The 26,476-nt window shown below is 63.3% G+C and carries 28 protein-coding genes and 1 pseudogene; 18 read left to right on the forward strand and 11 right to left on the reverse strand.

Features of this window, described 5'->3' with window-relative positions; all coding sequences use genetic code 11:
* Positions 1–104: 104 nt before the first annotated feature.
* Positions 105–758 carry an O-methyltransferase gene (locus RDU24_RS13920; protein ID WP_308736381.1) on the reverse strand — a complete coding sequence of 218 codons (654 nt, stop codon included), beginning with the start codon at positions 756–758 and terminating at the stop codon, positions 105–107.
* Positions 759–1,012: 254 nt separating this feature from the next.
* Between RDU24_RS13920 and RDU24_RS13925 the strand changes: the two genes are divergently transcribed.
* The 9 genes from RDU24_RS13925 to RDU24_RS13965 all read left to right on the forward strand — a co-directional run bounded on the left by RDU24_RS13925 (position 1,013) and on the right by RDU24_RS13965 (position 7,187).
* Complete coding sequence (locus RDU24_RS13925; protein ID WP_308736382.1) at positions 1,013–1,621, forward strand: flagellar basal body-associated FliL family protein; 609 nt, start codon at positions 1,013–1,015, stop codon at positions 1,619–1,621.
* Positions 1,622–1,746: 125 nt separating this feature from the next.
* The gene (gene fliN, locus RDU24_RS13930; protein WP_308736383.1) at positions 1,747–2,277 is read left to right on the forward strand and encodes a flagellar motor switch protein FliN; all 531 of its coding nucleotides are present in this window, start codon (positions 1,747–1,749) and stop codon (positions 2,275–2,277) included.
* Positions 2,270–2,737 carry a flagellar biosynthetic protein FliO gene (fliO, locus tag RDU24_RS13935; protein ID WP_308736384.1) on the forward strand — a complete coding sequence of 156 codons (468 nt, stop codon included), beginning with the start codon at positions 2,270–2,272 and terminating at the stop codon, positions 2,735–2,737. The genes fliN and fliO overlap by 8 nt, the downstream gene beginning before the upstream one ends.
* A complete protein-coding gene (fliP, locus tag RDU24_RS13940; protein WP_374989781.1) occupies positions 2,694–3,506 on the forward strand; it encodes a flagellar type III secretion system pore protein FliP in 813 nt (270 codons plus the stop codon). The genes fliO and fliP overlap by 44 nt, the downstream gene beginning before the upstream one ends.
* Positions 3,507–3,522: 16 nt before the next feature.
* Entirely contained in the window at positions 3,523–3,792 is a 270-nt protein-coding gene (fliQ, locus tag RDU24_RS13945; protein ID WP_308736408.1) for a flagellar biosynthesis protein FliQ, read from the forward strand.
* Positions 3,793–3,884: 92 nt separating this feature from the next.
* Positions 3,885–4,703 carry a class I SAM-dependent methyltransferase gene (locus tag RDU24_RS13950; protein ID WP_308736385.1) on the forward strand — a complete coding sequence of 273 codons (819 nt, stop codon included), beginning with the start codon at positions 3,885–3,887 and terminating at the stop codon, positions 4,701–4,703.
* A gap of 9 nt (positions 4,704–4,712) precedes the next feature.
* A complete protein-coding gene (locus RDU24_RS13955) occupies positions 4,713–6,338 on the forward strand; it encodes a glycosyltransferase family 39 protein (RefSeq protein ID WP_308736386.1) in 1,626 nt (541 codons plus the stop codon).
* Positions 6,339–6,507: 169 nt separating this feature from the next.
* Positions 6,508–6,783 (forward strand): helix-turn-helix domain-containing protein, encoded by a 276-nt coding sequence (locus tag RDU24_RS13960; RefSeq protein ID WP_308736387.1) that lies wholly within the window; start codon positions 6,508–6,510, stop codon positions 6,781–6,783.
* Positions 6,784–6,785: 2 nt separating this feature from the next.
* A complete protein-coding gene (locus tag RDU24_RS13965) occupies positions 6,786–7,187 on the forward strand; it encodes a hypothetical protein (protein ID WP_308736388.1) in 402 nt (133 codons plus the stop codon).
* Positions 7,188–7,263: 76 nt separating this feature from the next.
* On the opposite strand, the gene RDU24_RS13970 is transcribed toward RDU24_RS13965, so the two are convergent.
* The 4 genes from RDU24_RS13970 to RDU24_RS13985 all read right to left on the reverse strand — a co-directional run bounded on the left by RDU24_RS13970 (position 7,264) and on the right by RDU24_RS13985 (position 12,332).
* Positions 7,264–8,610 (reverse strand): ATP-dependent 6-phosphofructokinase, encoded by a 1,347-nt coding sequence (locus RDU24_RS13970; protein ID WP_308736389.1) that lies wholly within the window; start codon positions 8,608–8,610, stop codon positions 7,264–7,266.
* A gap of 93 nt (positions 8,611–8,703) precedes the next feature.
* Positions 8,704–10,233: a WD40 repeat domain-containing protein gene (locus RDU24_RS13975; RefSeq protein ID WP_308736390.1), complete on the reverse strand. Its 1,530-nt coding sequence runs from the start codon at positions 10,231–10,233 to the stop codon at positions 8,704–8,706.
* Positions 10,234–10,262: 29 nt separating this feature from the next.
* Positions 10,263–11,297, reverse strand: a complete 1,035-nt coding sequence (rfaE1, locus tag RDU24_RS13980) for a D-glycero-beta-D-manno-heptose-7-phosphate kinase (protein WP_308736391.1) — start codon at positions 11,295–11,297, stop codon at positions 10,263–10,265.
* A 99-nt stretch (positions 11,298–11,396) separates the two neighbouring features.
* Complete coding sequence (locus RDU24_RS13985) at positions 11,397–12,332, reverse strand: ParB/RepB/Spo0J family partition protein (RefSeq protein ID WP_308736392.1); 936 nt, start codon at positions 12,330–12,332, stop codon at positions 11,397–11,399.
* Positions 12,333–12,463: 131 nt separating this feature from the next.
* Between RDU24_RS13985 and RDU24_RS13990 the strand changes: the two genes are divergently transcribed.
* Positions 12,464–12,901 (forward strand): hypothetical protein, encoded by a 438-nt coding sequence (locus RDU24_RS13990; RefSeq protein ID WP_308736393.1) that lies wholly within the window; start codon positions 12,464–12,466, stop codon positions 12,899–12,901.
* Positions 12,902–12,907: 6 nt separating this feature from the next.
* Here RDU24_RS13990 and RDU24_RS13995 read toward each other — a convergent pair whose 3' ends face one another.
* The 6 genes from RDU24_RS13995 to RDU24_RS14020 form a co-directional block, all read right to left on the reverse strand.
* Positions 12,908–13,678, reverse strand: a complete 771-nt coding sequence (locus RDU24_RS13995) for a ParA family protein (RefSeq protein WP_308736394.1) — start codon at positions 13,676–13,678, stop codon at positions 12,908–12,910.
* A 150-nt stretch (positions 13,679–13,828) separates the two neighbouring features.
* Complete coding sequence (locus RDU24_RS14000; RefSeq protein ID WP_308736395.1) at positions 13,829–14,836, reverse strand: NAD-dependent epimerase; 1,008 nt, start codon at positions 14,834–14,836, stop codon at positions 13,829–13,831.
* Positions 14,837–14,910: 74 nt separating this feature from the next.
* Positions 14,911–15,531, reverse strand: coding sequence for a hypothetical protein (locus RDU24_RS14005; RefSeq protein ID WP_308736396.1), 621 nt, complete (start codon positions 15,529–15,531; stop codon positions 14,911–14,913).
* A complete protein-coding gene (gene coaBC, locus RDU24_RS14010; RefSeq protein WP_308736397.1) occupies positions 15,498–16,736 on the reverse strand; it encodes a bifunctional phosphopantothenoylcysteine decarboxylase/phosphopantothenate--cysteine ligase CoaBC in 1,239 nt (412 codons plus the stop codon). Before coaBC ends, RDU24_RS14005 begins: the two co-directional genes overlap by 34 nt.
* Entirely contained in the window at positions 16,733–17,296 is a 564-nt protein-coding gene (locus RDU24_RS14015; RefSeq protein WP_308736398.1) for a hypothetical protein, read from the reverse strand. Before RDU24_RS14015 ends, coaBC begins: the two co-directional genes overlap by 4 nt.
* 176 nt (positions 17,297–17,472) lie before the next feature.
* On the reverse strand, positions 17,473–18,186 hold the full coding sequence (locus RDU24_RS14020; protein WP_308736399.1) for a hypothetical protein: 714 nt from the start codon (positions 18,184–18,186) through the stop codon (positions 17,473–17,475).
* A gap of 279 nt (positions 18,187–18,465) precedes the next feature.
* Here RDU24_RS14020 and queA point away from each other — a divergent pair, with 279 nt between their 5' ends.
* The 8 genes and pseudogenes from queA (at position 18,466) to RDU24_RS14060 (ending at position 26,205) form a co-directional block, all read left to right on the forward strand.
* A complete protein-coding gene (gene queA, locus RDU24_RS14025; protein WP_308736400.1) occupies positions 18,466–19,587 on the forward strand; it encodes a tRNA preQ1(34) S-adenosylmethionine ribosyltransferase-isomerase QueA in 1,122 nt (373 codons plus the stop codon).
* Positions 19,588–19,635: 48 nt separating this feature from the next.
* Complete coding sequence (locus tag RDU24_RS14030; RefSeq protein ID WP_308736401.1) at positions 19,636–19,869, forward strand: 4Fe-4S binding protein; 234 nt, start codon at positions 19,636–19,638, stop codon at positions 19,867–19,869.
* Position 19,870: 1 nt separating this feature from the next.
* Complete coding sequence (locus RDU24_RS14035; RefSeq protein WP_308736402.1) at positions 19,871–20,962, forward strand: 3-methyl-2-oxobutanoate dehydrogenase subunit VorB; 1,092 nt, start codon at positions 19,871–19,873, stop codon at positions 20,960–20,962.
* A 2-nt stretch (positions 20,963–20,964) separates the two neighbouring features.
* A complete protein-coding gene (locus RDU24_RS14040; RefSeq protein WP_308736403.1) occupies positions 20,965–21,840 on the forward strand; it encodes a thiamine pyrophosphate-dependent enzyme in 876 nt (291 codons plus the stop codon).
* Positions 21,837–22,370: pseudogene (locus RDU24_RS14045) on the forward strand (2-oxoacid:acceptor oxidoreductase family protein); the annotation flags it as partial. The gene RDU24_RS14040 and the pseudogene RDU24_RS14045, both read left to right, overlap by 4 nt.
* 473 nt (positions 22,371–22,843) lie before the next feature.
* A complete protein-coding gene (aroE, locus tag RDU24_RS14050; protein ID WP_308736404.1) occupies positions 22,844–23,662 on the forward strand; it encodes a shikimate dehydrogenase in 819 nt (272 codons plus the stop codon).
* A 199-nt stretch (positions 23,663–23,861) separates the two neighbouring features.
* Positions 23,862–25,463 carry a peptide chain release factor 3 gene (locus RDU24_RS14055; RefSeq protein WP_308736405.1) on the forward strand — a complete coding sequence of 534 codons (1,602 nt, stop codon included), beginning with the start codon at positions 23,862–23,864 and terminating at the stop codon, positions 25,461–25,463.
* Positions 25,456–26,205, forward strand: coding sequence for a 3'-5' exonuclease (locus RDU24_RS14060; RefSeq protein WP_308736406.1), 750 nt, complete (start codon positions 25,456–25,458; stop codon positions 26,203–26,205). The genes RDU24_RS14055 and RDU24_RS14060 overlap by 8 nt, the downstream gene beginning before the upstream one ends.
* The last annotated feature ends 271 nt before the right edge of the window (positions 26,206–26,476 follow it).

Consider the following 26,476-nt stretch of genomic DNA (forward strand, 5'->3'; position numbering starts at 1 on the left):
CCCCATTGGGGGGTCCGGGGGCCTCAGGCCCTCGGCGGGGTCCAGGGGCAGCACCCCTGGCCGCCGGAGGCATCCCTGGTTCAGGCTCCGGCTCCGGTGGGTTGTCAGACTTTGCGGCAGATGAGCAGGCCGGAGCCAACGGGCAGGATGACGGCGTCGACGCGCGGGTCCATTTCCGCGTCGAACAGGAAGCGCCGGAAGATGGCGTGTATGGAGTCGTGCGGGGTGGTTTGGCCTGTTTCGGCATCTTTGCGGTCCACGAGGACGTTGGTGGGCATGCCTGGGGGCAGCGCGACGCAGACGAGTCCGCCCTGGGCGATTTTGGGGAGTGCAAGCTCGAAGGCGTCGCGGGCCTGGTCGGGATCGCCGTCGATGAAGCAGAAGGCAAGCGTGGACAGGGTGTTCAGGCCGTTCAGGCCGTCGTCTTCCACCAGTTTAACCACGTCGAGAACGTCTGCGGCGGAGAAGCTTTGGCGGGCGAGTTCCGCCCTGGCCGGGTCCAGCTCAAAGGTGGTGAGTGTGCGTCCTGTGGTGCGGCATGCCAGGACCAGCCACAGCGCGGAGAGCCCGCCGCCGGTGCCCAGTTCCGCCGCTTCGCCTGGGGGGCAGCCGGCCAGCAGCAGCGCAAGCAGTTTGCCCGTCTCCGGGCTGACCTGGGTCATGCGGCGGCTGCCGACGCCTTGTGCGCTTCGCCAGGCGGCCAGCGCCTTCAAATGACCTTGCGTGACCTCGATGGCCTGCGGAATGTCCCGAAACATGAAGCCTCCCCGTGCGCTATTCCTTGCGGCACTGAGGTAGCGTATTTGCTGGTGCAGGGGAAGAGCCGGCTAACGCAGCCGGGGGCGGTCGGGGTGCTGCTTGGGGTACGCGGGCACTGGCCCTGGCATCGTTGCTTGCGTTCTTCTGGAAGATTTGGCTATACCTTTTCTTGATGCAGGCCGATAAGGTATCCGGAACAGTAACGGATCGTTGCCGGAAAGCCCGGCTGCATTGATAACAAGGCGGTTTTCACGTGGCGAAGAAAGCAGATGCTGAGCCGGCCGACGATCTTGCCATTGACGGCGAGGCTCCTAAGAAGTCCAAGAAGAAGCTGATCATCATCATCGTCATCAGCGTTGTGCTGTTGGCGGTGCTGGGTGCGGGCGGATTCTTTGGCTACAAGTGGTGGATGGGCAAGAAGGCCGCTGCCGCTGGCGACAACGCCACGGAGCAGAAGGCCGAGGCTGGCGGTCATGGCGAGGCCAAGCCTGCCGAGGGCGGCAACGGCGAGGCCAAGCCTGGCGAGGGTGGCAAAGGCGAGAAGGCCGCTGACGCTGGCGGAGCCGAGCTGGTTAGCCTGCCGCCAATTCTGGTGAACCTGGCCGATCCACAGGGTCGGCGCTACCTGAAGCTTGCCCTGGACATCGAGGTCAGCAGCAAGTCGGCTTCGGACGAGCTCACCAAGAATATGCCGAAAATCAAGGACTCCCTCATCTTGCTCTTGTCGAGCAAGACATATGACGACCTCGCCAGCATTGAGAACAAGATCCTGCTCAAGAAGGAGATCGTCGAGCGTTTGACGCTGGTGCTTGGCGAGCAGAAGGTTTCTCGGGTCTACATCACCGAGATAGTGATTCAGTAGTCTGGGCCGTGCGATTATGGGGTTGCCCTTGCTTGTGCATGGGTTTTGCAATAGTGACAGGACCACGGGAGCAAATCGCGCCGAGCGCGGCTGCGAACGCTTCAACTTCACACTGAGAGGTCAGCATGGCCGATGACAAAGACCAGGACGCCCTGGCCCAGGAATGGGCCGACGCCTTGATGAAGGAAGAAAGCGGCGCCGCCGGGGACGATGCCGCAGGCGGTTCCGCGCCTGACGACGCGCTTGCCGAGGAGTGGGCCAAGGCCCTCGCCACCCAGGAAGTGGACGACGTCAAGAAAGAGAAGGAACAGGCCTACCTGCGCACGCAGACCCATGAGCCCGAGTTCCGGGACATGACGGCCGAGCACAAGGCCCAGAAGCAGAACCCCGGCACCAAGCGCGACCTGGACTTTATTCTGGACATTCCGCTTGAGGTTTCCGCCGAGTTGGGCCGCACGCGCCTCTTGATCAATGAGCTTTTGCAGCTTGGCCAAGGCTCTGTCGTTGAGCTGAACAAGCTCGCGGGCGAACCGCTTGAAATCTTCGTCAACGGAAAGCTCGTTGCGCGCGGCGAGGCCGTGGTCATCAACGAGAAGTTCGGCATCCGCCTCACCGACATCATCAGCCCCATTGAGAGGGTCAAGCAGCTTGCCTGATCAGCTTTTTTTTGACATCGTGAAAATGGTTGTGGCGCTCGCGTGCATCGTGGGCCTGCTCTTTTTTGTGGTGTGGCTGCTCAAGCGGTTTTTGCCAGGAATCTCGCGCACTCCAATCGAGCGTGTGGACCTGGGCGTCATCGCGCAGATGTCTCTTGGCTCCCGGCAGCGGGTGGCCGTCATCCGCGTGGCGGACCGCACGCTGGTCATCGGCGTGACTGAAGGCTCCATCACTACCCTTGCGGAACTTCCTACGCCCCAGACAGCGCCAGCAGCCAAGAAGGAAGCCGATGACCCTAAAATCTTTGCCGATCTGCTCGCCTGGCGCAAGGACAGCCCTGAGCCTGCCGCTGACAATGGGGGCAGCTCAGACGAACCCGTCAAGCCCGTCAAGCCCGTCAGCCCTGAAGGCGGCGATGGCCCGCTGCTTTTCGCCCCTGGCGAGCGCCAGCCGCGCTAACCTCTCCGGCCTGGGGCTCGTGCTGGGCCTGCTCTTCCTTTTCGTCCTTCTGCCTTCTCTCGCTCAGGCCGCCGCTCCCGCGGCGTCGCCGAATGTCCCTTCCCTGACCATGCAGCTCTCCGCCGGGCAGAGCGAACCCGGCCGTGTCTCCATCGCGCTGGAATTGATGTTCCTGTTCACGGTGCTGACGCTGGCTCCGTCCATCGTACTGACCATGACCTCGTACACGCGCATCATCATCGTGTTCCACTTCCTGCGGCAGGCCATGGGCACCCCGCAGATGCCGCCGAACCAGATCCTGGCCTCCCTGGCCCTGTTCATGACCGTCATCATCATGGGCCCCATCATCAAGAATGTGAACGACGAGGCCTTGCAGCCCTATCTGGAGGAGCGCATCGGCTTCAAGGAGGCCCTGGACAAGGCCCAGGTGCCCATTCGCGCCTTCCTGTTCAAGCACACGCGCGAGAAAGACCTGTCGATCTTCTACTCCATCAGCAAGGAAGAGCGCCCGCAGAACAAGGAGCAGGTGTCCACCATCCTCCTGGTGGCAGCCTACACCATCAGCGAGCTCAAGACAGGCTTTTCCATCGGCTTCCTTATCTACATCCCGTTCCTTATTCTGGACATGGTGGTCGCCAGCATCTTGCTCTCCATGGGCATGATGATGCTGCCGCCAGCAATGGTCGCTTTGCCGTTCAAGATCCTGCTGTTCATCCTGGTTGACGGCTGGAGCCTCCTCATCGGCTCCCTAGTCAACTCCTTCAGCTGACGAGGCGCGCATGGCCATTACACCTGAATTCGTTGTGGGTTTTGCCCGCGAGGCGATGGAGCTGACGCTTGTCATCTGTCTGCCCATGATGGGTGTTGGCCTTGTGGTTGGCGTCGTCATCAGCGTGTTCCAGGCGGCTACGCAGATTCAGGACGCCACGCTTTCACTTGTGCCGAAGCTTGTTGCCATGTTTGTGGCCCTCATTTTGGCCTTTCCCTGGATCATGGATAAAATGATCACCTACACGACAAAGCTTTTTACTAACATACCACAGTACATACATTAAGTTCTTCGCGTTTCCGGCCTTCCTTGCCAAACTGGCGATCGCGGGCTAGGAATCTACGCACGCGCCACAGCGCCAGAGGTTGAATCACACGCATGAGCAGGTACCAGGACATCACGCTTGGCGGTCAAACTGTCAAAAAGCACGTACGCGACATTGCCAAGGACGCCGTCATGCTGGCCCTGGCGCCGGAGCTTTCACGTCCAGGCGCATGCCTGCGGATCTACGAATCCAGCGCTGGATCCGCCTATCTTTCCCGCCAGTTGGCCGACCAGGGCCACAAGGTCGTCATCTCCAACTACCGCACGCAGGGCATTCCCGGCGTCCAGGAGGTCGAGGCTGACCTGAATGTGGCTCTGCCTTTCGACACCGCCGGCTTTGACGTCATTCTCTGCCGCGAGGTCATTGAGCACGTGGAGAGCGTGCCGCACACCCTGCGCGAGTTTCAGCGCCTGTTGACCCCGGGCGGACGCCTGGTGATGACCTTCCCCAACCGCTTGCAGATCCGCTCGCGGCTCTTTCACCTGCTCTCCGGCTTCTACAGGGGCATGAAGTCGCCCATCAACCTGGACGTCGCCTTTGGCGAGGCGCACATCAACCTCATCGGCTACCCTGAGATGGACTATTTCCTGCGCAAGAGCGGTTTTGCGGTCACTGGCGTGTCCAGCAGCTATTTTTCAGCCTCTGATCGCTTGCTGGCGCCACTGCGGCCCGTCATTCGCGCCGCCACCCTCCATGCCCTGCTTTCGCACAAGCCCCACGCCGAGGAACACGACAAGACCAGTCCCCTTAACCGCGCCTACAACCGCTTCATCGCAGACGTGATCACCTCCCCGGACCTTTTCTACGGCAAGGATGTCATCGTCTCGGCCGTGCGCGTGGCCGACGGTATGCCCGCATTCCCGGCACCCTAGGGAGACGGCATGAACCTCGTTACGCTCTCAGCTTCCATCAAAGCACACCCGCGTCGCTGGGTGTTTTGGCTCATTGCCGTTCCGACCCTTCTGCGCCTTTGGTTTGTGGCCACCGGCCAGCTTGGTCTTGTGCAGGATGAGGCCCAGTACTGGGATTGGACCCGCCACCTCCAGCTAACATACTATTCCAAGGGCCCCCTCATCGCCTGGATCATCTCCGCGTTCACTACTCTCTTCGGCAACACGGAGCTCGGCGTGCGCATGGGCTCAATCGTTGGGGCCGCTGCCTTTCCGATGCTGTTGTGGTGGATTGTCGCCGACCTTTGGAAACGCCCGACGTTGGCTGTGTTCGCCGTGTTCCTGGCTGCCGTGTCGCCGCTTTTCCTGGCGCTCGGCATCCTCATGACCACGGACAATCCCTTTGTTCTCTGCTGGACCGTGGCCATGGCTTCGCTCTACGCCGCCGCCACCCCCGACGACACCGGGCGTGACCGCGGTGTTTGGCCTTTTGCGCTCCTCACGGCCGCTTTCGGGGTCGGCATTCTGGCCAAGTACACCATGCTCGGCTTTGCCGGGCTGGCCGTAGCCTATGGCCTGGTGCTCCATCGCGCAGGCGTTCTTCAGCGCCGTTTTTGGCCACGGCTCACCCTTGCGCTGGCACTCGGCATTCTCATCGGCTTCTTGCCAACGCTCATCTGGAACATGCAGAACGGCTTTGTAGGCTACAAGCACGTCCTGTACCTCATCGGGGTTTCCGGGAAGGGAGCCGAAAAACTCTTCCGCCTGTCGCGCGTGCCTGAATACGTCGGCGCCCAGCTTGGTTTCGCGCTGCCCTGGTGGTTCTGGCTGACGCTCGTTGCCGGCTTCGGTGCTGTCCGCCAGGTCTGGATCATGTTCCAGTCGCCCGCTTCCGCAACGAACATCAACAAGGACTACGGCACTTCACTTGCCCAGTCTGCCTTGCTGGTTCTCTTTTTCTGGCCCATGACGGTTTTTTTCCTGACCTGGAGCCTGCACACCAAGGTCCTGGCCAACTGGAACACTGTGAGTTTCGTGGCGGGAACCATCCTGGGGGCCCTTGAGCTTCAGCGCCTGCTGGACTCGAGCCCATCGCTCCGGACGACGCGTCTTCTCGCTGCTGGCGGCGTTGCCAGCGTCGTGTTGATGCTGTTTCTGCACCTCCATCAGCTTTTGCCAATCCCCGCTTCAATCAACCCGGCGCACCGCCTCAAAGGGTGGGAAGACATGGGTGATCGCATGGGGCAGCTTGCCGAGCAGCGCTTCCCCGACCCCAAGCGCGTATTCTTCATGAGCGATGTGTATGACATCACCGCTTCTTTGGCTTTTTACCTGCCCGGGCAGCCGCGCACCTACTGCCTTTGGTGGGATGGCCGCCGCATGAACCAGTATGATCTCTGGGGCGGCCCAGAGGGCAAGCTCGGCTGGGATGCCGTGCTCGTGCTGAAAGGAGATGCCGCGGGGATGCCGCCGGTCCTCGCGGACATGTTCGACTCCGTCTCCGGGCCCTACCGCTACGTTTCGACCTACCGCAACGTTCCCGTGCGGCCTTTCTATTATTACCTGTGCTACGGCTACAAAGGCCTTTGGCCCAGGCAGGACAACAACTCCTTCTGATTTTCTCCCGTTGCCCTCTCCATTTGAACCGCACCTTCTTATCTGAAAGCTTTCGCGCTCGCGACCTTACCTCCTGACTTCGCATCATTTCGAAGACTTTTCGTGTTGTTTTGTGACATCCGTTGACATTCTTTGACAACGGGTGCATAACCACATACATCGGTGTTCTATGATAGACAATGATGTGCATGCGCACGATGCAAGCCCGGTCTTGCCGCGACTCCTGACACTCAAGGAGGTCGCTAGCATCTTGCGCATCCACCCCAGAACGGCGTATAGGTTGGTGCAGGACGGCACGCTTGTCGCGATACGGGTGGGAACACAGTGGCGCGTCACCGAGGGAGCGCTGCACGAGTATGTTTCGCGCGGTTGGCGGCACTGGCGGCCAGAGCCTTCCAGAGCCAAATCACGGCAATATATCCTGCCGTTCGGAGATGAGGAGTGAGCATGAACCAGACGCCCACGGGTTTTTCCGGTCAGCCGACCCCGGCCCGGCCCATCACGCTGCCGAACGACTTCGGGAAGCCCATCGCCATGACGGCGAGCCTGGTGGCCGAGGACATCCACTTCAGCACCAGCACGGGACTGCTCACCGTTGAGAAGCTGTACCGCACCGCCCAGGGCCGCGTGGGCTACGGCATCATCGCCGCCTCGGGCGAGAGCCGCGAACGCCGCGCCTATACCCTGGACGAGCAGGGCGAGACGGTCATCTGCGACAATGGCGCCTTCACCGTCGAGCTTCCGGTGTGTGATCTGCACGAGCTTCTGTGCATGGCCCTCCAGGCCGAGGACGCCCTCAAGACCGTGGGCGAGCACGCGCAGTTCTCCACCGCGGTGAACGAAGACTAGCCTCACTGCCCTTCATGGCAAAAGCAAAACGCCCGGTTAGCCGGGCGTTTTTTTTGTGGTCTCGGGCGCTTGGGGCCTAGCCTTCGGGCTTCTCGCAGTACTGCACCGCGTGCGCGCCAAAGTCCTCCTGGCCAGTGGATTCCACCACGGCGCGCCAGTAGTCCGAATCGATGTTGAGCATCTTGCGCTTGCTGGTCACCAGCTCCAGCGGCACGTGGACGTAGCGCGACTGCAACCGGCTGACCACCATGCCCGTCTTCCCGGCCATGGCCGCGTGAACGGCGTTCTGCCCCAGGAAGCCCGAATAGACGCGGTCATTGGCGTTGGCGGGCACGGAGCGGATGATGTAGCTCGGGTCGATGAACTTGATGGTGGCCTCCATCTCCCTGGCCTTGAAGTACTCCTTGATGCGGCTGATGAGGATGGTGCAGATGTCGCAGAGCACAGGGTTTCCGGAGGCGTCCGTCCTGCCGCTGGCCTCGCAGAGATGCTGGCCAGCGCCCTCGGCCACGACGATGACCGCGTGGCGACGCTTGCGCAGGCGTTGCTCCAGCTGGAACAGCAGCCCGTCGGGGCCGTCCAGGCTGAAACGGCTCTCGGGAACCAGCACGAAGTTCACTTCCTTGAGCGCCAGGGTTGCCTGTGCGGCGATGAACCCGGACTCGCGCCCCATGAGCTTGACGATGCCGACGCCGTTGTAGGCTCCTACGGCCTCCACATGGGCGCAGGCGATGGCTTCCGTGGCCTTTTCCACGGCGGTGTCGAAGCCGAAGGACTTGCCCACGAAGTTGATGTCGTTGTCGATGGTCTTTGGGATGCCTATGACGCTGATGCGCGAGTTGCGCGCTTTGATTTCCTTGACGATGTTGGCGGCGGCTTTCATGGTGCCGTCCCCGCCGATCATGAACAACACGTTGATGTTCATGCGCTCCAGCGCGTCCACGATCTCATCCGCGGGCTGCGGTCCGCGAGACGACCCCAGCTCCGTGCCGCCGAACACATGGAAGCTCGAGACCTTGTCCGGCGTCAGCTCCATGATGTCGTGCCCGTATTTTGGGATAAAGCCTTGGAGCCCGTAGCGGATGCCGATGACCGAGGCGACGTGGTAGTGGTGGTGGGCGTCCATGACGATGGCGCGGATGACATCGTTGATGCCCGGGCAGAGGCCGCCGCAGGTGACGATGGCGCACTTGACCTTGGAGGAGTCGAAATAGAGCTTGCCGCGCGGACCAGCCTTTTCAAAGCGCATGGGGCCACGCACGGCACCCAGGAGGTCGGCCTCCTCTTCGGTCAGGCTGATTTCAAGCTCTTCCTCCTGCCCGATGTAGCGGCAATAGTGCAAGGGCGTCGGTATTTTCGCCACTCCCAGGCTAGTGATCGCGGTATTCAGGCCGGATTTTCTCGCGCCAGAGCTTTTGGTCATTTGGACCTCCTGTAGCCGAATGCGGATTTCTTGATATTTCTGTATCCAATACTGTCCGTGGCGTAAACCATAACCGGCGGAATTCCGCTAAAATCATTCCAGCGGAATGGACCGTGTCCTTGAATGCTCCGCTATGCCTTCGCGCAATTGCGGCGAAATAAGCCTCATTGCGGATGTGCGCGCTTCTCCAACATTCTTTAATAGCCGCATGGAGTTCGCTGTCGGCGCCGAAACACGAATTTCCAGCTGCGCCGGGCGGTCCGTCCAGACGTATACTTCTGTCTCGGAAAGCGCTCTGGTATTGACGTTGCTATGGCCGTCGGCGCTAGGCTGAGTGTCGAAAAGGCGCAGGCGCAAACCGGGAATTTCTGCTGTGCCGTCAGGTCGAACCGCAACGGGCACCCAATCCTCCGCAAAGCACTGCTCCCGCTCTTGACCCTGGCGTGCGTCGTAATAGCGCACATTGCCGTCTACGTCCGAAAGGCGCAGGCAGCCTGCATGTACTGAAACGGAGAGCGACGGCGGTCGCGGATCATAGCTGGGCGAAACCTTCCAGGACAGCCCAGGGCGCGAGAAGTACACATCCGCACCCCGGAGTTCCAGCCAACCGCCCTTTTGGCGCGAGAGGGCCTCTCCAGGCGAAAATTCAGTCGTTGGCGCGCTGTTGTGAAGCATGTCCCAGCGCAAGAGGCGCCCGTCTCTTGTCCAGAGCCTGGCCTCCATGCCTTGAAAGTCCCCGCGCACGAACGGACCACCCGGCACAGAAATCCTGCGTAACGCCTTGCCTGTGCGCGGGTTCCAGGCGCCACCTTGGCCGTTGGCGTCGAGCACGAGCAGCACGCCTTCGCCCCCTGAAAAGCCGATGGCGGCGGGGCTTCCGGGAAGCGACGCGGCCACGCGCATTTCCCCGCCTCGGGGTCCGACCCAGATTCGCCCTTCCTCATCCTGGGCCGCAATGAACGCGCCAGTGGGGCTCAGGCTCAGGCTGATCTGCCCGCGCAGGGCCGTTTCGCTGCTGACGTGCGGGCAGTCTGGCCTTCGAAGGTCGAAGACGACGAGACTATTCACGCCCTGAGCCCACGCGGCAAGCGCTCCGCCTTCTCGAGAAAGCGCGAGCGCATAGGCTGGGTGCCCGTCAGGCATGGAGACGCTGCTGCAGTTTCCCGCGCCAAAGAGTTGGATGGTCCCGTCGGCATGGCTCGCGGCCGCGGCTTCGGCGTCTCCGCTGGCGGCAATGACGTTGGTGGCGAGCAGGGTGCTGGAGCGTTCCAGGCGCAGCCTCAGGGCCTGGGCGCCCGCCCAGAGGCGCGACGACGGATCAAGCAGCTCATCCTGGTTCAGATGGTCTTGACCCAGGTGGCTGCTGGCGATTTGATCTGGGCCTGATGGATTGTCAGCGCCTGCAACGGTGTTGAAGATGTAGCTCTCGCCCACGCTGGATTGCGCGGGCTCGGCCGCGAAAGCGGAACAGGTCGCCGTCACCGCCAACAGGCTGGCAAGCCCCACAGAAAGAGCTGTTTGGCGTGACGCCAGGCTCTTCCCAGACAACTTTTCGGCCTGCTTTACCGCGGTGCCAAGTGTGTTGGATTCCGTTGCGGTCGACTTGCGGACAGGCCCGGGCATGGCGGCGGCTCCGAGGAACACTTGGGCCTTCAGCCCTGGCCCTGTTGGTCCTTGAGAACGAGGGTATCGATGGGCAGTTCCGGGTTGCTCGTGATGGCCTCGCGCAGGGCCTGGGGCGAGGCTGTGGCCGCCCCAACCTGGGCAACGACAACCCCGGCCGCATGGTTGGCCAGCACTGCGGCGCAGAGCAGGTCCGCCCCGGCGGCCAGGCCAAGGGCCAGCGTGGCGATGACCGTGTCGCCGGCGCCGGTGACGTCAAACACTTTGCGCGCAAAGGTCGGTATCTTCTGGGCTTTTTGTGGAGAATGGAACAGGGCCATGCCCTCCGCGCCCAGGGTGATGAGCAGGTGTGCGCAGGCCAGGCGCTTAAAGAGCGCCGCGGCGGCTGGACCAGGGCCTTGCGGTCCGGTGACGGGCAACCCGGCTCCTTCGGAGGCTTCCTTGGCGTTGGGGGTCAGGATGTCAACGCCACGGTACAGGTCGTAGTTGCAGGGCTTGGGGTCGACAAGGATACGCGGTGCAGCCCCTGATTGGCTTCTGAGCGCCCGCAATCCGTCCATGAGCGCCCTGGTCACAACCCCTTTGCCATAGTCTGAAACGACAATAATGTCGTGGCCTTGCGCGTGTGCACGGACTTTCTCCAGCAAGGTTCCAACGACCGTCTTGGAGAGCGGTTCGGTGTGCTCGCGGTCGACCCTGACGATCTGTTGATTCTGGGCGATGATCCTGGTCTTGCGTGTTGTACGGCGGCGATCATCGTGAACCAGATCCGTGCTGACGCCGGCTTCGTTCAAGAGTGTGGTGAGCGTCTGGCCATCCTGATCCGTCCCGGCCACCCCGATCATCATGGCCTGACCACCAAGGGCCACGATGTTTCGCGCGACGTTCCCGGCGCCGCCAAGGCGGTACTGCTCGTCAGACACTTGCAGGACGGGCACTGGCGCCTCGGGCGAGATCCTCGTGACCGAACCGAAGGTGTAGTGATCAAGCATGACGTCACCCACGATCATCACGCGCCGACCCGCCAAGCGATCAACCAATGAGAGCATATCTTGTGTGATCATCAGACCTCTGCGACGGAGCTGGTTTTCGTTGTGCGCATGCGCTAAGCGTTTAGTTTTCAGTGCGTTAGCAATGATGATGATCTGGTGATTAACGTAATCTTAGAGCGTTACCAGGCCAAGGGTTTGCGCCAGTTGCGTCAACTGCTCCAGAGACTTGTACGAGAGCGAGAGCACGCCTTTGTCCTGGGTGCCGGAAATTTTTACTGTGATGCCGAGGTGTTCCGCGAGGCGCGTTTGAATGTCGCGAACAGCCTCGTCCATCTCTACCCCGCTCTTGCCACCATTGCGCGCGCCGCGAACGGCCTTGCCACGTGGCTTGACGCTGCCATACAGCTCCTCCGGCTCTGCCAATCTACCGTTTTCCTTGAAGAAGCTGGCTTCGGCTTCGGCCTGGCGCACGGAAAGGTTGAACTCCTTGATGCGCTGGAACAGATCATGGCAGGACTCCTCGTCCACGGCCATGATGGCTCGTCCGTGCCCTGCCGTGAGCACACCGGCCTGTATATCGGCCTGGATGTCATCGGGAAGGTTGAGCAATCGAAGCGAATTCGCCAGGGCCGAGCGGCTTTTTCCCACCTGGCGCGCCAGCTCTTCCTGGTTCAGGCCGAAGTCCTTGAGCAGCTGCTGAAAGCCGCGGGCTTCTTCGATGGCGTTCAGGTCCTCGCGCTGCAGGTTCTCGATGAGCGCGATGGCAAGGGTTTCCATGTCCGTCAGCGCTCGTACAAGCGCGGGGATCTCCTTCAGGCCGGCCATTTTGGAGGCACGTGTGCGGCGTTCGCCCGCCACCAGCTCGTAGCCTTCCTTGCCGTCGCCCAGGGGGCGAACAAGGATGGGTTGCAGCACACCCTGGACTTTGATGGAGGCCGACAAATCCTCCAGTGCCTGAGGGTCAAATTCCTTGCGCGGCTGGTGCGGGTTCGGAACGATGGTGGAAATGGGGATGAGCCGCACCTCCGCCGTGTTCACCGATTCCGGCCGGATGCTCCCCAGCAGTGCGTCAAGTCCGCGTCCCAGCCCTCTTTGACCTATGGCCATGCCCATTCCTCCAGATATCCATTCGTCCAAGCGCTGACGTAAGATGTCTGCGTCGGTTTCGTGTTTGTTCCTTGCCATGTCCGCGTGTGCTCACTATAAGGGCACCACGCCAACGCCAAGGAGTACATGCCATGAGCCAGACCCACGACACCCCCGGCTTTCAGGAAATCTTCGATGCCCAGGGCCAACCCCTCGGCGCTCTTCTCGGACCAGAAGTATGGGCCGCCGTTCGCGATGCGGTACTCCAGCAGTTCGCTCCCCCTGCTGCCGAGCCCGTCCAGCCGGAGCCCCTTGACGACTGGAGGGCGCTGGTCGTCCACTGGGACTTCAAGTATCCCGTGGACCTCGACTGCTCCTGTCCGCTCTGCGGCAACGAGTCCGCCGACTGGGAGCGCGACACGCCACGCAAGTTCATGCTCACCGCCGCCAACATGGGCGGCCTTGTTTCCTTCCGCTGCCTCTCCTGTCAGGCACGCATCATCAAGCGCCACTTCTACGACACCATTAAGATAGAAGCCGTTCCCTATGCCCCGGAGAAGAGTGTCCGGAACAAGGGAAGAGCCTCCTAGCCGCGACTAGTCACGCACTGTGCTGCGCGTGACCTCCTGCGCAAGAGCCATGTAGGCCTCGGCGCCGCTTGAGCGGATGTCGTAGGTGATGACGGGTTTGCCGAAGCTCGGCGCCTCGCTGAGGCGCACGTTCCTCGGGATGATGACTTCGAACAAATGTTGCGGCAGCGCCTTTCTTACCTCATGCTTGACCTGCCAGGACAGCTTGTTGCGCTGGTCGTACATGGTTAGCACCACGCCAAGCACTCGCAGGTCCGGGTTCAACCGCTTCTTCACCAGCTCAAACGTCATAAGCAGCTGAGACAACCCTTCCAGCGCGTAATATTCGCACTGGAGCGGCACCAGCAGTTCCCGCGCGGCGCACAGGGCGTTTACGGTCAGGATGCCTAGAGACGGAGGGCAGTCGATGATGATGTAGTCGTACTCGTCTTCCAGCGGCGCCAGCAGGTCCCGCACGTAGTACTCGCGCCCCAGCTTGTCCGCCAGCTCAATCTCCGCTCCGACCAGGTCCTGAGTCCCCGGAATCAGCGAAAGGAACGGGATGGCCGTCTGGACGATGCAGTCGCGGACATTGTCCGGATCGAACAGCGCGGTGTAGACGTTCGGGCGCTCGTCGCCCGGGTAGAAGCCGAGGCCGCTCGAGGCGTTACCCTGCGGATCGCAGTCCACCAGGAGAACACGCTTTTCCATAACGGCCAGGGATGCCCCAAGATTCACTGCGGTGGTGGTTTTGCCCACTCCGCCCTTCTGGTTTGCCACAACTATTCTGCGTGCCACTCAGGCCTCCGGAAGGATCTCGGTGTGTTTCACGTGAAACACCAGGTTTGAGGCCCGGTGTTTTCGCCGATGCAGCTACTGAGAGCGCAAGGTACTTCCCGCTGACGGGAAAATCAAGACGCGAGTGCGAAAGGTGGAGAAAAAAGCGGGCTAGATTTTGAAGTAGTCCCGATACCAGTCCACGAAGCGGGCGATGCCGTCCTCGATGCGGGTGTTGGGCTTGAAGCCAACGTCGCGCACAAGGTCGTCCACGTTGGCGATGGTGGCGGGAACGTCGCCCATCTGCATGGGCAGGTATTCCTTGATGGCCTTTTTGCCGAGGCAATTCTCAAGGACTTCGATGTAGTGGGAGAGTTCAACAACGCTGTTGTTGCCTATGTTGTAGATGCGGAACGGGCCGGTGCTGGTGGCCGGATCCGGCTTGGCGCCGGTCCACTCGGGGTTGGGCTGGGCGGTGTGCATGGTGACCCGGACAACGCCCTCGACGATGTCGTCGATGTAGGTGAAGTCGCGCTTCATCTTTCCGTGGTTGAAGACCTTGATGGGCTCGCCCGCTAGGATTGCTTTGGTGAACAGGAACAGGGCCATGTCCGGACGGCCCCAGGGCCCGTACACCGTGAAGAAGCGCAGGCCGGTGGTGGGCAGGCCGTACAGGTGGCTGTACGTGTGGGCCATGAGCTCATTGGACTTCTTGGTGGCCGCGTAGAGGCTCATGGGGTGGTCCACGTTGTCGTGAACGCTGAGTGGCATGGTGGTGTTCATGCCGTAAACGGAAGAGGACGACGCGTAGGCCAGGTGCCCGACCTTGTTATGGCGGCAGCCCTCAAGGATGTTCAGGAAGCCGACGACGTTGGAGTCGATGTAGGCGCGGGGGTTCTCGATGGAGTAGCGCACACCAGCCTGCGCCGCCAGATTCACCACGTGGGTGAAGCCGTGGTCTTTGAAAAGTTTGGCGACGCCGTCGTTGTCGGCCAGGTCGAGCTTGGCGAAGGTGAATTTCGGATCCGGGGTCAGCATGGCCAGGCGGGCATGCTTGATCTCGACGGAATAGTAGTCGTTGATGCAGTCAAGGCCAACGACCTCTGCTCCCATGGAAAGCAGGCGGCGAGAGAGGTGGAATCCTATGAATCCGGCGGCTCCGGTGACAAGTACCTTCATTGCGGCGTCCTGTGGTTGTCGTTGGTTCGGTTCGAGCGGGAAGATGTACCCGGTGAGCGGGGCAAAGGCAAGGCTCACGCGAGCTGCAAGGCCTTGAGCGCGGCAACGGCTCGGTGCAGTTCGTGCGGCAAGAGGTCGATGAGGGCTTCAGGCTCCGGCAGCGCGATCACCTGGATGTCGGGATCACCGGCGCCAGGAGGAAACAGCGCCTGGCATACGTGCGCGGCCTCGGCACCGAAGCACGCGATATGCGAGACGCCGAAGCTGAGCGCCCCGTTGAGGAAGACATTGCGGGCGAGCTGAGGAGCGTCGGGCGCATCCGTGCAGGGCCAGAAGAGGCTGGTGCCCTGGGGCCAGGCCATGTAGGCCAGGATGGACTGGAACAGCTTGCGCCGGGCCGGGGCTGCCGTGCCCGTCACATCCGCCGTGAGCGATGCATAAGTGATGATGATCTGAGGCTTGGTGCGCAGGCGCGCGGCGATGGCTCGCCACGGCTCGGGCCAATCAAGGTCGGTTGCCGGAGCGGAGGCCTGGGGCTGGGTTGCCGATTCCGCGGGCGAGGCTGCAGCCGTAGCCGCAGGCTCCAGCGCTTCGAGTCCGTCGGGCAGGAACAGTGCTTCAAGCCCGGCGGCGCGCCAGGGGTGCATGGCCTCGGGCAGGTCTACAGATGCCGCAAAAGATCCCAGACGCGCCACGCGACCTCCGTCTTGGCCAGTTCCGGCCATTGTTCCACGCGGCCAGTACGGTCCAGCACGGTGACAGTGTTGGTTGCGGAATCAAAGCCGCTGCCGGGAACTCCCACCAGATTCGCCACAATGAGGTCCAGGTTCTTCTCGTTCAGCTTGAGCCGCGCCTGGCCGACAAGGTCTTCGGTCTCGGCGGCAAAGCCTATGAGAATCTGGTCCGAACGTTTCTGCTCGCCCAGAGTGCGCAGGATGTCCTGGTTCTCGGTGAGGCGCATGAGAAGATCGCCGGTTGCCATGTCGCGCTTCTTGATCTTGCGAGATGGGTCGGCGCTCTCCGGCAGCAGCGGCCGGAAGTCGCACACGGCGGCAGTGCAGCAGGCCAGGTCGGTGTCGGGCCAAAGGCTCTGGCAGGCGTCGAGCATCTCCCGCGCGGTGGTCACAGGGATAACCTCGATCCCAGGCGGGAAGTCCAGGGCCGTGGGGCCGGCCACGACGCGCACCCGCGCACCGCGCATCCACGCGGCCATGGCCAGGCACGCGCCCATGAGCCCGCTGGAGGGGTTGGACAGATAGCGCACCGCGTCCCACGCCTCGCGGGTGGGGCCAAGGGTCACGAGGACGGACTTGCCGTCCAGGTCGTGGGGGGAAAGCGCGCGCAGCACGTGGGCGAGGATATGCGCCGGGGGAGCAAGCTTGCCCTTGCCGGTATCGCCGCAGGCCACGTCTCCCACCACGGGGCCGATGCCGATGGCGCCACGCTGCAGCAGGGTGTTCCAGTTGGCCTGGGTGGCCGGTGCGTTCCACATGGCCGGATTCATGGCCGGAGCCAGCAGGAGCGGACCGGTGAAGGCCAGGGCCTGGGTCGAGAGCAGGTCGTCTGCGATGCCGTGGGCCAGCTTGGCCAGAATGCTGGCCGTGGCCGGGGCGATGACCAGCGCGCTGGCGTTCTGGCCGGGGCTCAGGTGGACGAAGGGGTCATCGCCAGCACCGGGGCCGAACATGGCGGTGCTGACAGGATCGGCACCCAGCGCGCGGAAACTTTCCGCGCCGACGAAGTGCTGGGCCGAGGCGGTAAGGGTGGCGCTGACAGCCACCTGGCTATGGCGCAGCAGGCGCAAAAGCTCAAGGCTCTTGTAGGCCGCGACGCTTCCGGTCACGCCCAGGTGGACGCGCTTGCCCAGGAAGCAGGAGAACTGCAGGTGCGCGGTGCTCAATTGCTGATGTCCTTCTCGGAGAAGCTGCCCTGCGACGTGCTGGTGGCGCCGGCGGGTGCCTTGGCCGTGCCGGGACGGGGCGAGCTGGTGCGGTTGGAGTTGGAGTACGTGCCGCCCTTGTACTCGAAGGCGAACACGGTGGCCTTGGCCTTGTAGCCGTCGTTCAGCTCAATGATGGCCGCCTTGTTGGCCTTCTCGAAGATGAGGATGCTCTTCTTGGAGCGCACGGCGGAGACCTTCTTCCAGCCGTCCTTCACCATGTTGTTCAGGAAGAAATTGATGAGGTCGTCGTAGATCACGCGGCCCTGGAAGATCTGGATGCCGGCCTTGAACTGCTGGGTGTCGAAGGAAAAGTCCTCATCGCCCGAGTGCTCCATGCCGTTGGGAATCAGGATGTCGTCAAAGAGGTAGTAATAGTTGGGGTTGTCGTAGGTTTCCGCCTGCGAACCGCCCGCGGTGGGCACAGAGTCTGCGGAACTCCTTGTGGCCATGCCGGAGCAAGCGCTCAAGGTCAGGACCAGAAAAAGGCAGAGCAGGGATTTCAGAATTGATGAGTGCATCGCGGGCTCCTCCATTAAGAGATAAGCATGGTATTCGATGGATAATGACTGTCCATATATGAAGATGCGAGGAATCTCAATGCGTGACACAGGGCCTGTCTAGGAAAACGGGCAGACCACGGGAATGCGGTGTGTTGGGGAAGGGGAAGTGTTGCGGAGAAGGTCGCGAAGGTCGGTCAGGTGGGTAGCCCGCTGACGCGCTTGAGGATGGCCTCAAGGCGTTGGCGGTCATCCCGAAGGCGCTGCAGCTCCACTTCCTGGGCCGACAGCCTTGCCTTGAGGTCGGCGTTGTCGCTGGTCAGGGTCAGGGTGATCTCTTCCATGACCGCCAGCTTTGGCTCCATGTTGCGCATGCGCTCCTGCATGCGTGCGATCTGCGCAACTGTGTCGGCCTGGTCGCGCCGGGCCAGGCGCTTCAGGTTGCGGGCAAGAAGCACGAAGCCGTTCTTGAGCTTCTCGATGTCGGACTTCTGGCCTTCCAGGCTCGACTTCTGGTCGGCTAGGGCGTCGAGCGTTTCGCCGAAGCGGTTGAGGGAAGAGTTGAGCGCTTCGGACAAGGCGTCGGAAAGGGCGTCGGTGAGGATCTCGGTGAGATTGCCCGGCAGCATGGCGAGCTCGGGCGGCACGGCGGGCAGGGCCATCTGTTCGGAGGCCGGTCCTACCTCGATGGTGCGCGGGAACTCGCGCTGCAGGATTTCCTCGATCTCCGTGGTGATCCGGCCCTGACCATACAGTTCGCTGACGCGGAGGAAGACGGCGACCGCCTCCTCGGGGTAGCGCGTCATGCGTCCAAGGCGGCGACCTTGAAAATAGTCCTTGAAAAGGGCGGCATAGCGTCGCGCAGTGGGTGCGGGAATTCCTGTGCGTCGCGCAATGTCGCTGAGAGCCATCAGTTCCATCCACTCGACATACCAGGATTGATGCCAAGATCAAGGGAAAACTACCGCAGGCCGCCGATGAGCCAAGAAAGGATCGCGCAAGCGAGAAACACATGAGCGTGTGCACCGGACGTGAGCAAGTGGTGAGCGCGCGGGAAGCAGGTGGGTGCGCAGCGCGCGCCAGCGCTCACGATGATCACGAAAGTCGCACGAAAATGGGTTGCGGAAAGACGGCGGTTCGGAAGGGGGCATGCTTGCTTTGGGGGAGCGAATACGTAAGAGTGTTTGTACATGACCACCCCCGACAAGGACATTCCGCAAGACTTTTCCCTGGGCAGTTACGTGTACGAACTGCCGCAGGAACGCATCGCCCGCCGCCCGGCCGACGCGCGTGACGGCTCGCGCCTGTTGGTGCTCGATCGTGGCCAGAACGGCCCGCCCATGGACTTGAATTTCACCGACCTGCCCGAGGTTCTGGCCCGCAGATTCCCCGCTGGCGCGCTCATAATCGCCAACAATTCAAGGGTGATCCCCGCGCGTGTGTTCGGTCGCCGCAAGACCGGCGGACGGGTGGAGCTGCTGCTGCTGACGCCGCTGCCCCTGCTCGCGGTCACGGCCTGTTCGGATGCGGGAGACTGGCTCTGCGCCGAGGCGGAAGGCTTGGTGCGCACGGCCAAGCGCATGAAGCAGGGCGAGGCCGCGGAGTTCGACGCGCCCCTGCGGGTGGTGCTGCTGGAGCGGGGCGAGTACGGCCGCTGCCGCCTGCGCCTGGAGTGGCAGGGCGATTTGCAGAGCATCATGAACGACATCGGGCACATGCCGCTGCCGCCGTACCTGGAGCGTGAGGACGACGCCGGTGACCGCGAGCGCTACCAGACCACCTACAACGATGCCGCAAAAGCGGGGAGCGTGGCCGCGCCAACGGCCGGTCTGCACTTCACGCCGCAGGTGCGCGAGGCCTTGGCCGCCAAGGGCTTCGGCTGGGCCGAGGTGACGCTTTACGTGGGCTACGGCACCTTCAGCCCGGTGCGCGCCCAGGACATCCGCGAGCATGCGATGCACGCCGAACATGTGGAGGTGCCCGAGGCCACGGCGCTCGCCATCCGCGCGGCCAAGGCGAAAGGGCTGCCGGTGGTCTGCGTGGGAACCACCAGCGCGCGCAGCCTGGAGGGCATGTTCAGGGCCTGCGGAGAGGTGCGCGCCTTTGCGGGGGACACGGACATCTACATCACGCCGGGGTACGAATTTCGTGTCGTGGACGCGTTGCTGACCAATTTTCATTTGCCAGAATCCAGTCTCCTGATTATGGTCTCGGCCCTAGCGGGCCGTGCGCGCATCATGGAGGCATATGCCGCCGCGCTGGCCCGGGAGTATCGGTTTTTTTCCTATGGCGATGCCATGCTCATTGTCTGAAATTGCTAGTACCGGTGCGGGGTTGCCGCCCGGTGAAGGGGTCTTGCGATGTCTCGCATCTTGGTTACGGAAGAGCGCTGCAAGGGCTGCCTGCTCTGCACCACGGTCTGCCCGGTTTCGATCATCCGGCAGAGCGAGCGCATAAATTTACAAGGCTACAAGGTCGCCGAGGTGCGCGCCGAAGACATGGCCACCTGCACTGGCTGCACCTCCTGCGCCACCATCTGCCCGGACATGGCCATCGAGGTCTGGCGCGGCAAAAAGCAAAAGAAGGCGGCGTAACATGGCAGGCAACAACGAGCGCATCTTCGTCAAGGGCAACGAGGCCATCGCCATGGGCGCGCTGGACGCGGGCTGCCGCTGCTTCTTCGGCTATCCCATCACCCCGCAGAACGACATCCCCGAGTTCATGTCCAAGGCCATGCCCGAGGCTGGCGGCGAGTTCGTGCAGGCCGAGAGCGAAGTGGCCGCTGCCAACATGCTGCTGGGCGCCGGCGCCTGCGGCGTGCGCGCCATGACCAGCTCCTCCTCCCCGGGCATGAGCCTGAAGCAGGAGGCCATCAGCTACATGGCCGGCAGCGACATCCCGGCGGTCATCGTGAACATGAACCGCGGCGGCCCAGGCCTGGGCGACATCGGCCCCAGCCAGGGCGACTATTTCCAGTCCACGCGCGGCGGCGGCCACGGCGACTACCGCCTGCTGGTGCTGGCCCCTTCCAGCGCCCAGGAAGCCTACGACATGACCCACAAGGCCTTTGACCTGGCCTTCACCTACCGCAGCCCGGTGCTTGTCCTGGGCGACGCCATCATCGGCCAGATGAAGGAGCCCATCGTCCGCTGCGCGCCCACCCTGGCCGCGCCCGACGAAGGCAAGGAGTGGCGGCTGGAAGGCACCGGCGCGGGCCTCAAGAAAGGCCAGAAGCCGCGCGCCCACCGCATCATCAAGTCGCTGTTCCTCATGGACGGCGAGCTGGCCGGGCAGAACATGAAGCTCCAGGCCAAGTACGAGCACTGGAAGAACCTGGTGGAGTTCGAGGCCTTCGAGGTCAAGGACGCCGAGCTGGTTGTGGTGGCCTACGGCTCCATCGGCCGCATCGCCAAGAACGCCGTGCGCCACCTGCGCAAGCAGGGCAAGAAGGTCGGCCTGTTCCGCCCGAAGACGCTGTACCCCTTCCCGGAGAAGGCCCTGGACAAGCTGGCGCGCGAGGGCAAGCGCTTCCTGACCATCGAGCACAACCTGGGCCAGATGGTGGAGGACGTGCGCCTTGCCGTGCGCAAGCACGCCGACTCGGACCTGTTCTGCGTCTACCCCGGCAACATGCCCAGCCCGGATGACTTTGTGGCGCCCATTCTGCGCGCGCTGGGGAGGAAATAACCATGTCCAAGGCTAAAACCGCGCCCAAGGCGGCCACGGCGGGAAAGAGCGCCGCGCACAATACCAACGCCGGCGAAGAGCTGGTCTTCACCCGCCCGGCCTCCCTGGTCGACCGCGCCACGCACTACTGCCCCGGCTGCCACCACGGCATCGCCCACCGCATGGTGGCCGAGCTGCTGGACGAAATGGACCTGGCCGACAGGACCGTTGCCGCCAGCTCCATCGGCTGCTCCGTGTTTTTGTACAACTACATCAAGGTCGACACTGTGGAGTCGCCGCATGGCCGTGCCCCGGCAGTGGCCACGGGCATCAAGCGCGCCAGGCCCGACAAGTTCGTCTTCACCTACCAGGGCGACGGCGACCTCGCCTCCATCGGCATGGCCGAGATCATGCACGCGGCAAACCGCGGCGAACGCATCACCGTTGTCTTCGTCAACAACACCGTCTACGGCATGACCGGCGGCCAGATGGCCCCGACCACGCTCATCGGGCAGAAGACCACCACCTGCCCCGGCGGCCGCTGCCAAGATCGCGAAGGCTCGCCCATCCGCATGTCCGAGATCATCGCTCAGCTGGGCGGCACCGCGTTCTGCGCGCGCGGCAGCCTGGACTCGGTGAAGAACATCAAGCAGGCCAAGAAGTACATGCGCCAGGCCTTCGAGGCCCAGACAAAGGGCCTGGGCTTCGGCTTCGTGGAGCTCTTGTCCGGCTGCCCCACCAACTGGCGCATGAGCCCGGTGGCGGCCAACAAGCGCATCACCGACGAGATGATCCCGTACTTCCCGCTGGGCGTGTACAAGGAGCTCGAAGGGGACGGCACCTGCGGTTCGCTCATCGCCCCTGGGACCGCTTCCGGCAGCGCAGGAGAGAGCAAATGAGCAGATATCTCGACGTGATCATGGCCGGTTTCGGCGGCCAGGGCGTTCTTCTGATCGGCAACCTGCTGGCCTACGCCGGCATGCGCGAGAAGCTCCACGTGACCTACATCCCGGTCTACGGGGTGGAGATGCGCGGCGGCACCGCCAACTGCACCGTGGTGCTCTCCGACGAGGAGATCGGCTCGCCCATCATCGTTCGCCCCAAGAGCCTCATCGTCATGAACCGCCCGAGCCTGGACAAGTTCCAGCCCCGGCTCGTGGACGGCGGCATCCAGATCGTCAACTCCTCCCTCGTCGACGAGGGCCTGGTGGAGAGCGGCGGTCGCATCAAAAGCGTGCTTGTTCCGGCCAATGAACTGGCCGACAAGGTCGGCAATCCGCGCGCGGTGAACACGATCATGCTCGGGGCGTTTGTGGCCGCCACGGGCATGGTGCGCCTTTCCACCGTGGAGGAATGTCTGGCAGAGGTTATGGCAGCCAAGATCGTTGCAATCAACGTCACAGCACTGCGCACTGGCGCGGAGTACGCGATGAAGCAGCTCGAAAAGGCCAAGAAAACCGCATCTGCCCCGAAGGCCCCGGCCAAGCCCGCCGCCGAGAAGAAGGCCCCGGCGAAGAAAGCCCCGGCCAAGGCTCCGGCCAAGCCCGCCGCTGAAAAGAAAGCTCCTGCCAAGGCCCCTGCCAAGGCCCCTGCCAAGGCCCCTGCGAAGGCCCCGGCCAAGGCCCCTGCGAAGGCTCCGGCAAAAGCCCCTGCGAAGGCCCCGGCCAAGGCTCCTGCGAAGGCCCCGGCAAAGGCTCCGGCGAAGGCCCCGGCCAAGGCTCCCGCGAAGGCCCCTGCGAAGGCTCCCGCGAAGGCCCCTGCGAAGGCTCCCGCGAAGGCCCCTGCGAAGGCTCCGGCCAAGGCTCCCGCGAAGGCTCCGGCCAAGCCCGCCGCCAAGAAACCTGCAGCCAAGAAGCCTGCGGCCAAGAAGCCCGCTGCGCCGAAAAAGAAGTAGATCGATTCGTGACCGCGCCATACGGGATCATCGGCTGGCCCCTGGGCCACAGCAAGAGCCCGCTCTTGCACAACTGGGGGCTGCGCACCAGTGGGTTGCCAGGCAAGTATGAGGCCTGGCCCACGGAGCCGAAGAAACTCAAGGCCTTCATGGCCGAGGTGCGCGCACGGCGCATCAAGGGCGTCAGCGTGACCATCCCGCACAAGCAGGCGGTCATGCCATATCTGGACGGGGTCACCGAGCGCGCCGGGCGCGTGGGCGCGGTGAACACCCTGTTCTGGGCGGAGGGCAAGCTCCTGGGCGACAACACCGACGTCGCCGGGATCACCGTGCCGCTCGAACCGTACAAGGAATCGCTCAAGTCCGCCCTGGTGCTGGGCGCGGGCGGGGCTGCGCGCGCTGCCTGCGCGGCCCTGCTTGAGCTCGGCGTGGGCGAGATCTGCGTGGCCAACCGAACCGCCGCCAAGGCCCAGGCCCTGGCCAAGGACTTCGGCATCACCGCAGTGGAGTGGGAGGGACGCGCCGCACGTCCCTGGTCGCTCCTCATTAACACCACCCCCCTGGGCATGAAGGGCGAGCACCAGGCCAAATCGCCCTGGCCCGCCGACGGGTTCGGCGCTGTGGGGCTGGTGTTTGACCTGGTCTACAACCCCGTGCGCACGGTGCTCCTGAACGACGCCAAAAACGCCGGGGTGGAGGTGCTCTCGGGCCTGCAGATGTTCATGCAGCAGGGCCTGGCGCAGTTCAAGATCTGGACAGGCGTCGACCTCGACGAGAAGGGCGCCCGTCAGCTTTTGATGATGGACCTGCTGGCGACCGGCGGCTAGGGCCAAGGCCCAACCGCCAGCGACGGCAGGCAAATCCTCGGGAACCGGAGCAAGCTCCGTCCCGCTCCCCCTCACCCCTGGGCCGCCCCCGTTGCCGGGCGGACAGGGCAACACTTGACCTTTGCCGATATCTGGGGGATGGTTCCGCGATTTTTCGGCCGCGCACGACTCGTCGCGCAGGGCCAAATCTGGAGTGCACGTGACCGACCCCGCATTTGAAAAAGACCTCGCCCGCGAGACCGCCCGCCGCCGGACCTTTGGCATCATCAGCCACCCGGACGCGGGCAAGACCACCCTCACCGAAAAGCTGCTGCTCTTTGGCGGCGCCATCCAGATGGCCGGCACCGTCAAGGCCCGCAAGGCCGCCCGCTACGCCACCAGCGACTGGATGGCCATGGAGCGCGAGCGCGGCATCTCCGTCACCAGCTCGGTGATGCAGTTCGAGTACCAGGGCTTCGCCATCAACCTGCTCGACACCCCCGGCCACCAGGACTTTTCCGAGGACACCTACCGCGTGCTCACCGCCGTGGATTCCGCCGTCATGGTCATCGACTCGGCCAAGGGTGTGGAGACCCAGACCAAGAAGCTCATGGAGGTCTGCCGCCTGCGCGACACGCCCATCCTGACCTTCATCAACAAGATGGACCGCGAGGGCCGCGAACCCCTGGACCTGCTCTCGGACATCGAGGACAGCCTGGGCATCGAGTGCGCCGCCATGACCTGGCCCATCGGCATGGGCAAGAGCTTCAAGGGCACCTGGAACATCCTGAAGAACGAGCTGCACCTGTTCTCCGCCACCCACGGCGGCAAGATCCAGGAAGGCCTGGTCATCAAGGGCCTGGACGACCCGCGCCTGGACGAGCTCCTGGGCTCCCAGGCCGCGGACCTGAGACGCGACATGGAGCTGGTGGAGGGCGCGGGCTACCCCTTTGACCGCGAGCGCTACCTGGCGGGCAAGCAGACCCCGGTGTTCTTCGGCAGCGCCATCAACAACTTCGGCGTGCAGGAAATGCTCAACGCCTTCGTGGAGCTGGCCCCGCAGCCCAAGCCCCGCGCCGCCACAACCCGCGTGGTGGAGCCCGCCGAGCCCGAGTTCTCCGGCGTGGTCTTCAAGATCCAGGCGAACATGGACCCGGCCCACCGCGACCGCATCGCGTTCCTGCGCATCTGCTCGGGGCGCTTCTCCCGCGGCATGAAGCTCAGGCACCACCGCATCGGCAAGGACGTCACCGTCTCCAACGCCACCATCTTCATGGCCCAGGACCGCTCCAACGTGGACGAGGCCTGGCCCGGCGACATCATCGGCCTGCACAACCACGGCACCATCAAGATCGGCGACACCTTCAGCGAGAAGGAGCCGCTCAAGTTCACCGGCATCCCCAGCTTCGCGCCGGAGCACTTCCGCCGCGTCATCCTGAAAAGCCCGCTCAAGGCCAAGCAGCTCCAGAAGGGCCTGGCCCAGCTGGCCGAGGAGGGCGCCGTGCAGGTCTTCCGCCCGCTCATGGGCAACGACTACATCCTGGGCGCGGTCGGCGTGCTCCAGTTCGATGTCATCATGGCCCGGCTGAAGGACGAATACGGCGTGGAGGCGCTCTACGAGCCCGCGCAGTACACCTGCGCACGGTTCATCACCTGCGCCGACAAGCGCAAGCTGGCCGACTTCGAGCGCGCCGCGCACGGCAGCCTGGCCAGAGACGCCGAGGACAACCTGGCCTACCTCGCGCCCAGCCAGTGGCGGCTTGAGGACACCCAGGAAAAATGGCCGGAAATCTCCTTCAACACCACCCGCGAGCATGAGTAACACCGAAACCGCCCCAGAGGTCGAACAGGCGGAAGCCTGCGCACCCAAAGCAGCCGCCAAGACGCCCCCCAAGTCCGGCAGGCGCAACCGCCAGCCCAAGACGCCCAAGCCCGTGGTCATCCCGCTGGCCCCGGTGCGCGAGGGCGCGACCCTGCCCGAACAGTACCTGCGCAGCTTCACCACCGAGGAGATCGGCGCGCTGCCGCTCACGGCCTTCGTTGGCAAGATAATCTTTGTCGAATGCGACCGCCAGCTGCACCAGGCCATGAAGGTGCTGCTCGACGAGGAGCTGCTCGGCTTCGACACCGAGACGCGCCCCATCTTCCGCAAGGGCGCCATCCCGCCGCCGGCGCTGCTGCAGCTCTGCGGGCACAAGAACGTCTACATCTTCCAGCTTGCCAAGCTGCAGGACAAGGCCGTGCTGGCCGAGCTCCTCGCCGCCCGGCACATCATCAAGAGCGGCGTGTCCGTGCGCGACGACCTGAAAGGCCTGCGCGAACACTTCGAGTTCACCGAGCACGGGTTCGTGGACCTGGGCGACGTGGCCAAGAAGATGAACATGCTCACCCACGGCCTGCGCAACCTCACCGCCAACCTCATGGGCCTGCGCATCAGCAAGGGCGCGCAATGCTCCAACTGGGCGCGCGAGGCGCTCTCCACCAAGCAGATCGTCTACGCCGCCACCGATGCCTGGATCAGCCGCGAGCTGTACCTGCGCTTCGTCGAACTGGGCGTGCTGTAGGAGACGAGCCTCCGGCGGTCGGGGGCAGCGGCCCCCGAACCCCCATTTTGCGCCGAAAGGGCTGTTTCAGGAGGAACCTGAGACAGCCCTTTCGGCTTTCCTGGGATCGGGCAACCACGTTGAGAGGGTCGTCGGGAAATCTCGCACACGGGCGTCGCACTTGGCCTCTTTCCAAACCCTGTCAACCCGCTATTTTTGTCCTTTTACCGGCCAAAAACGGGGTATTTTTGTCCGCGCTGAAAACCGGGGGTACAATGGGCCATTTGCGACG

Origin of the sequence: Humidesulfovibrio sp. (assembly GCF_031082295.1) — a bacterium.
Classification (GTDB): Bacteria; Desulfobacterota; Desulfovibrionia; order Desulfovibrionales; family Desulfovibrionaceae; genus Humidesulfovibrio.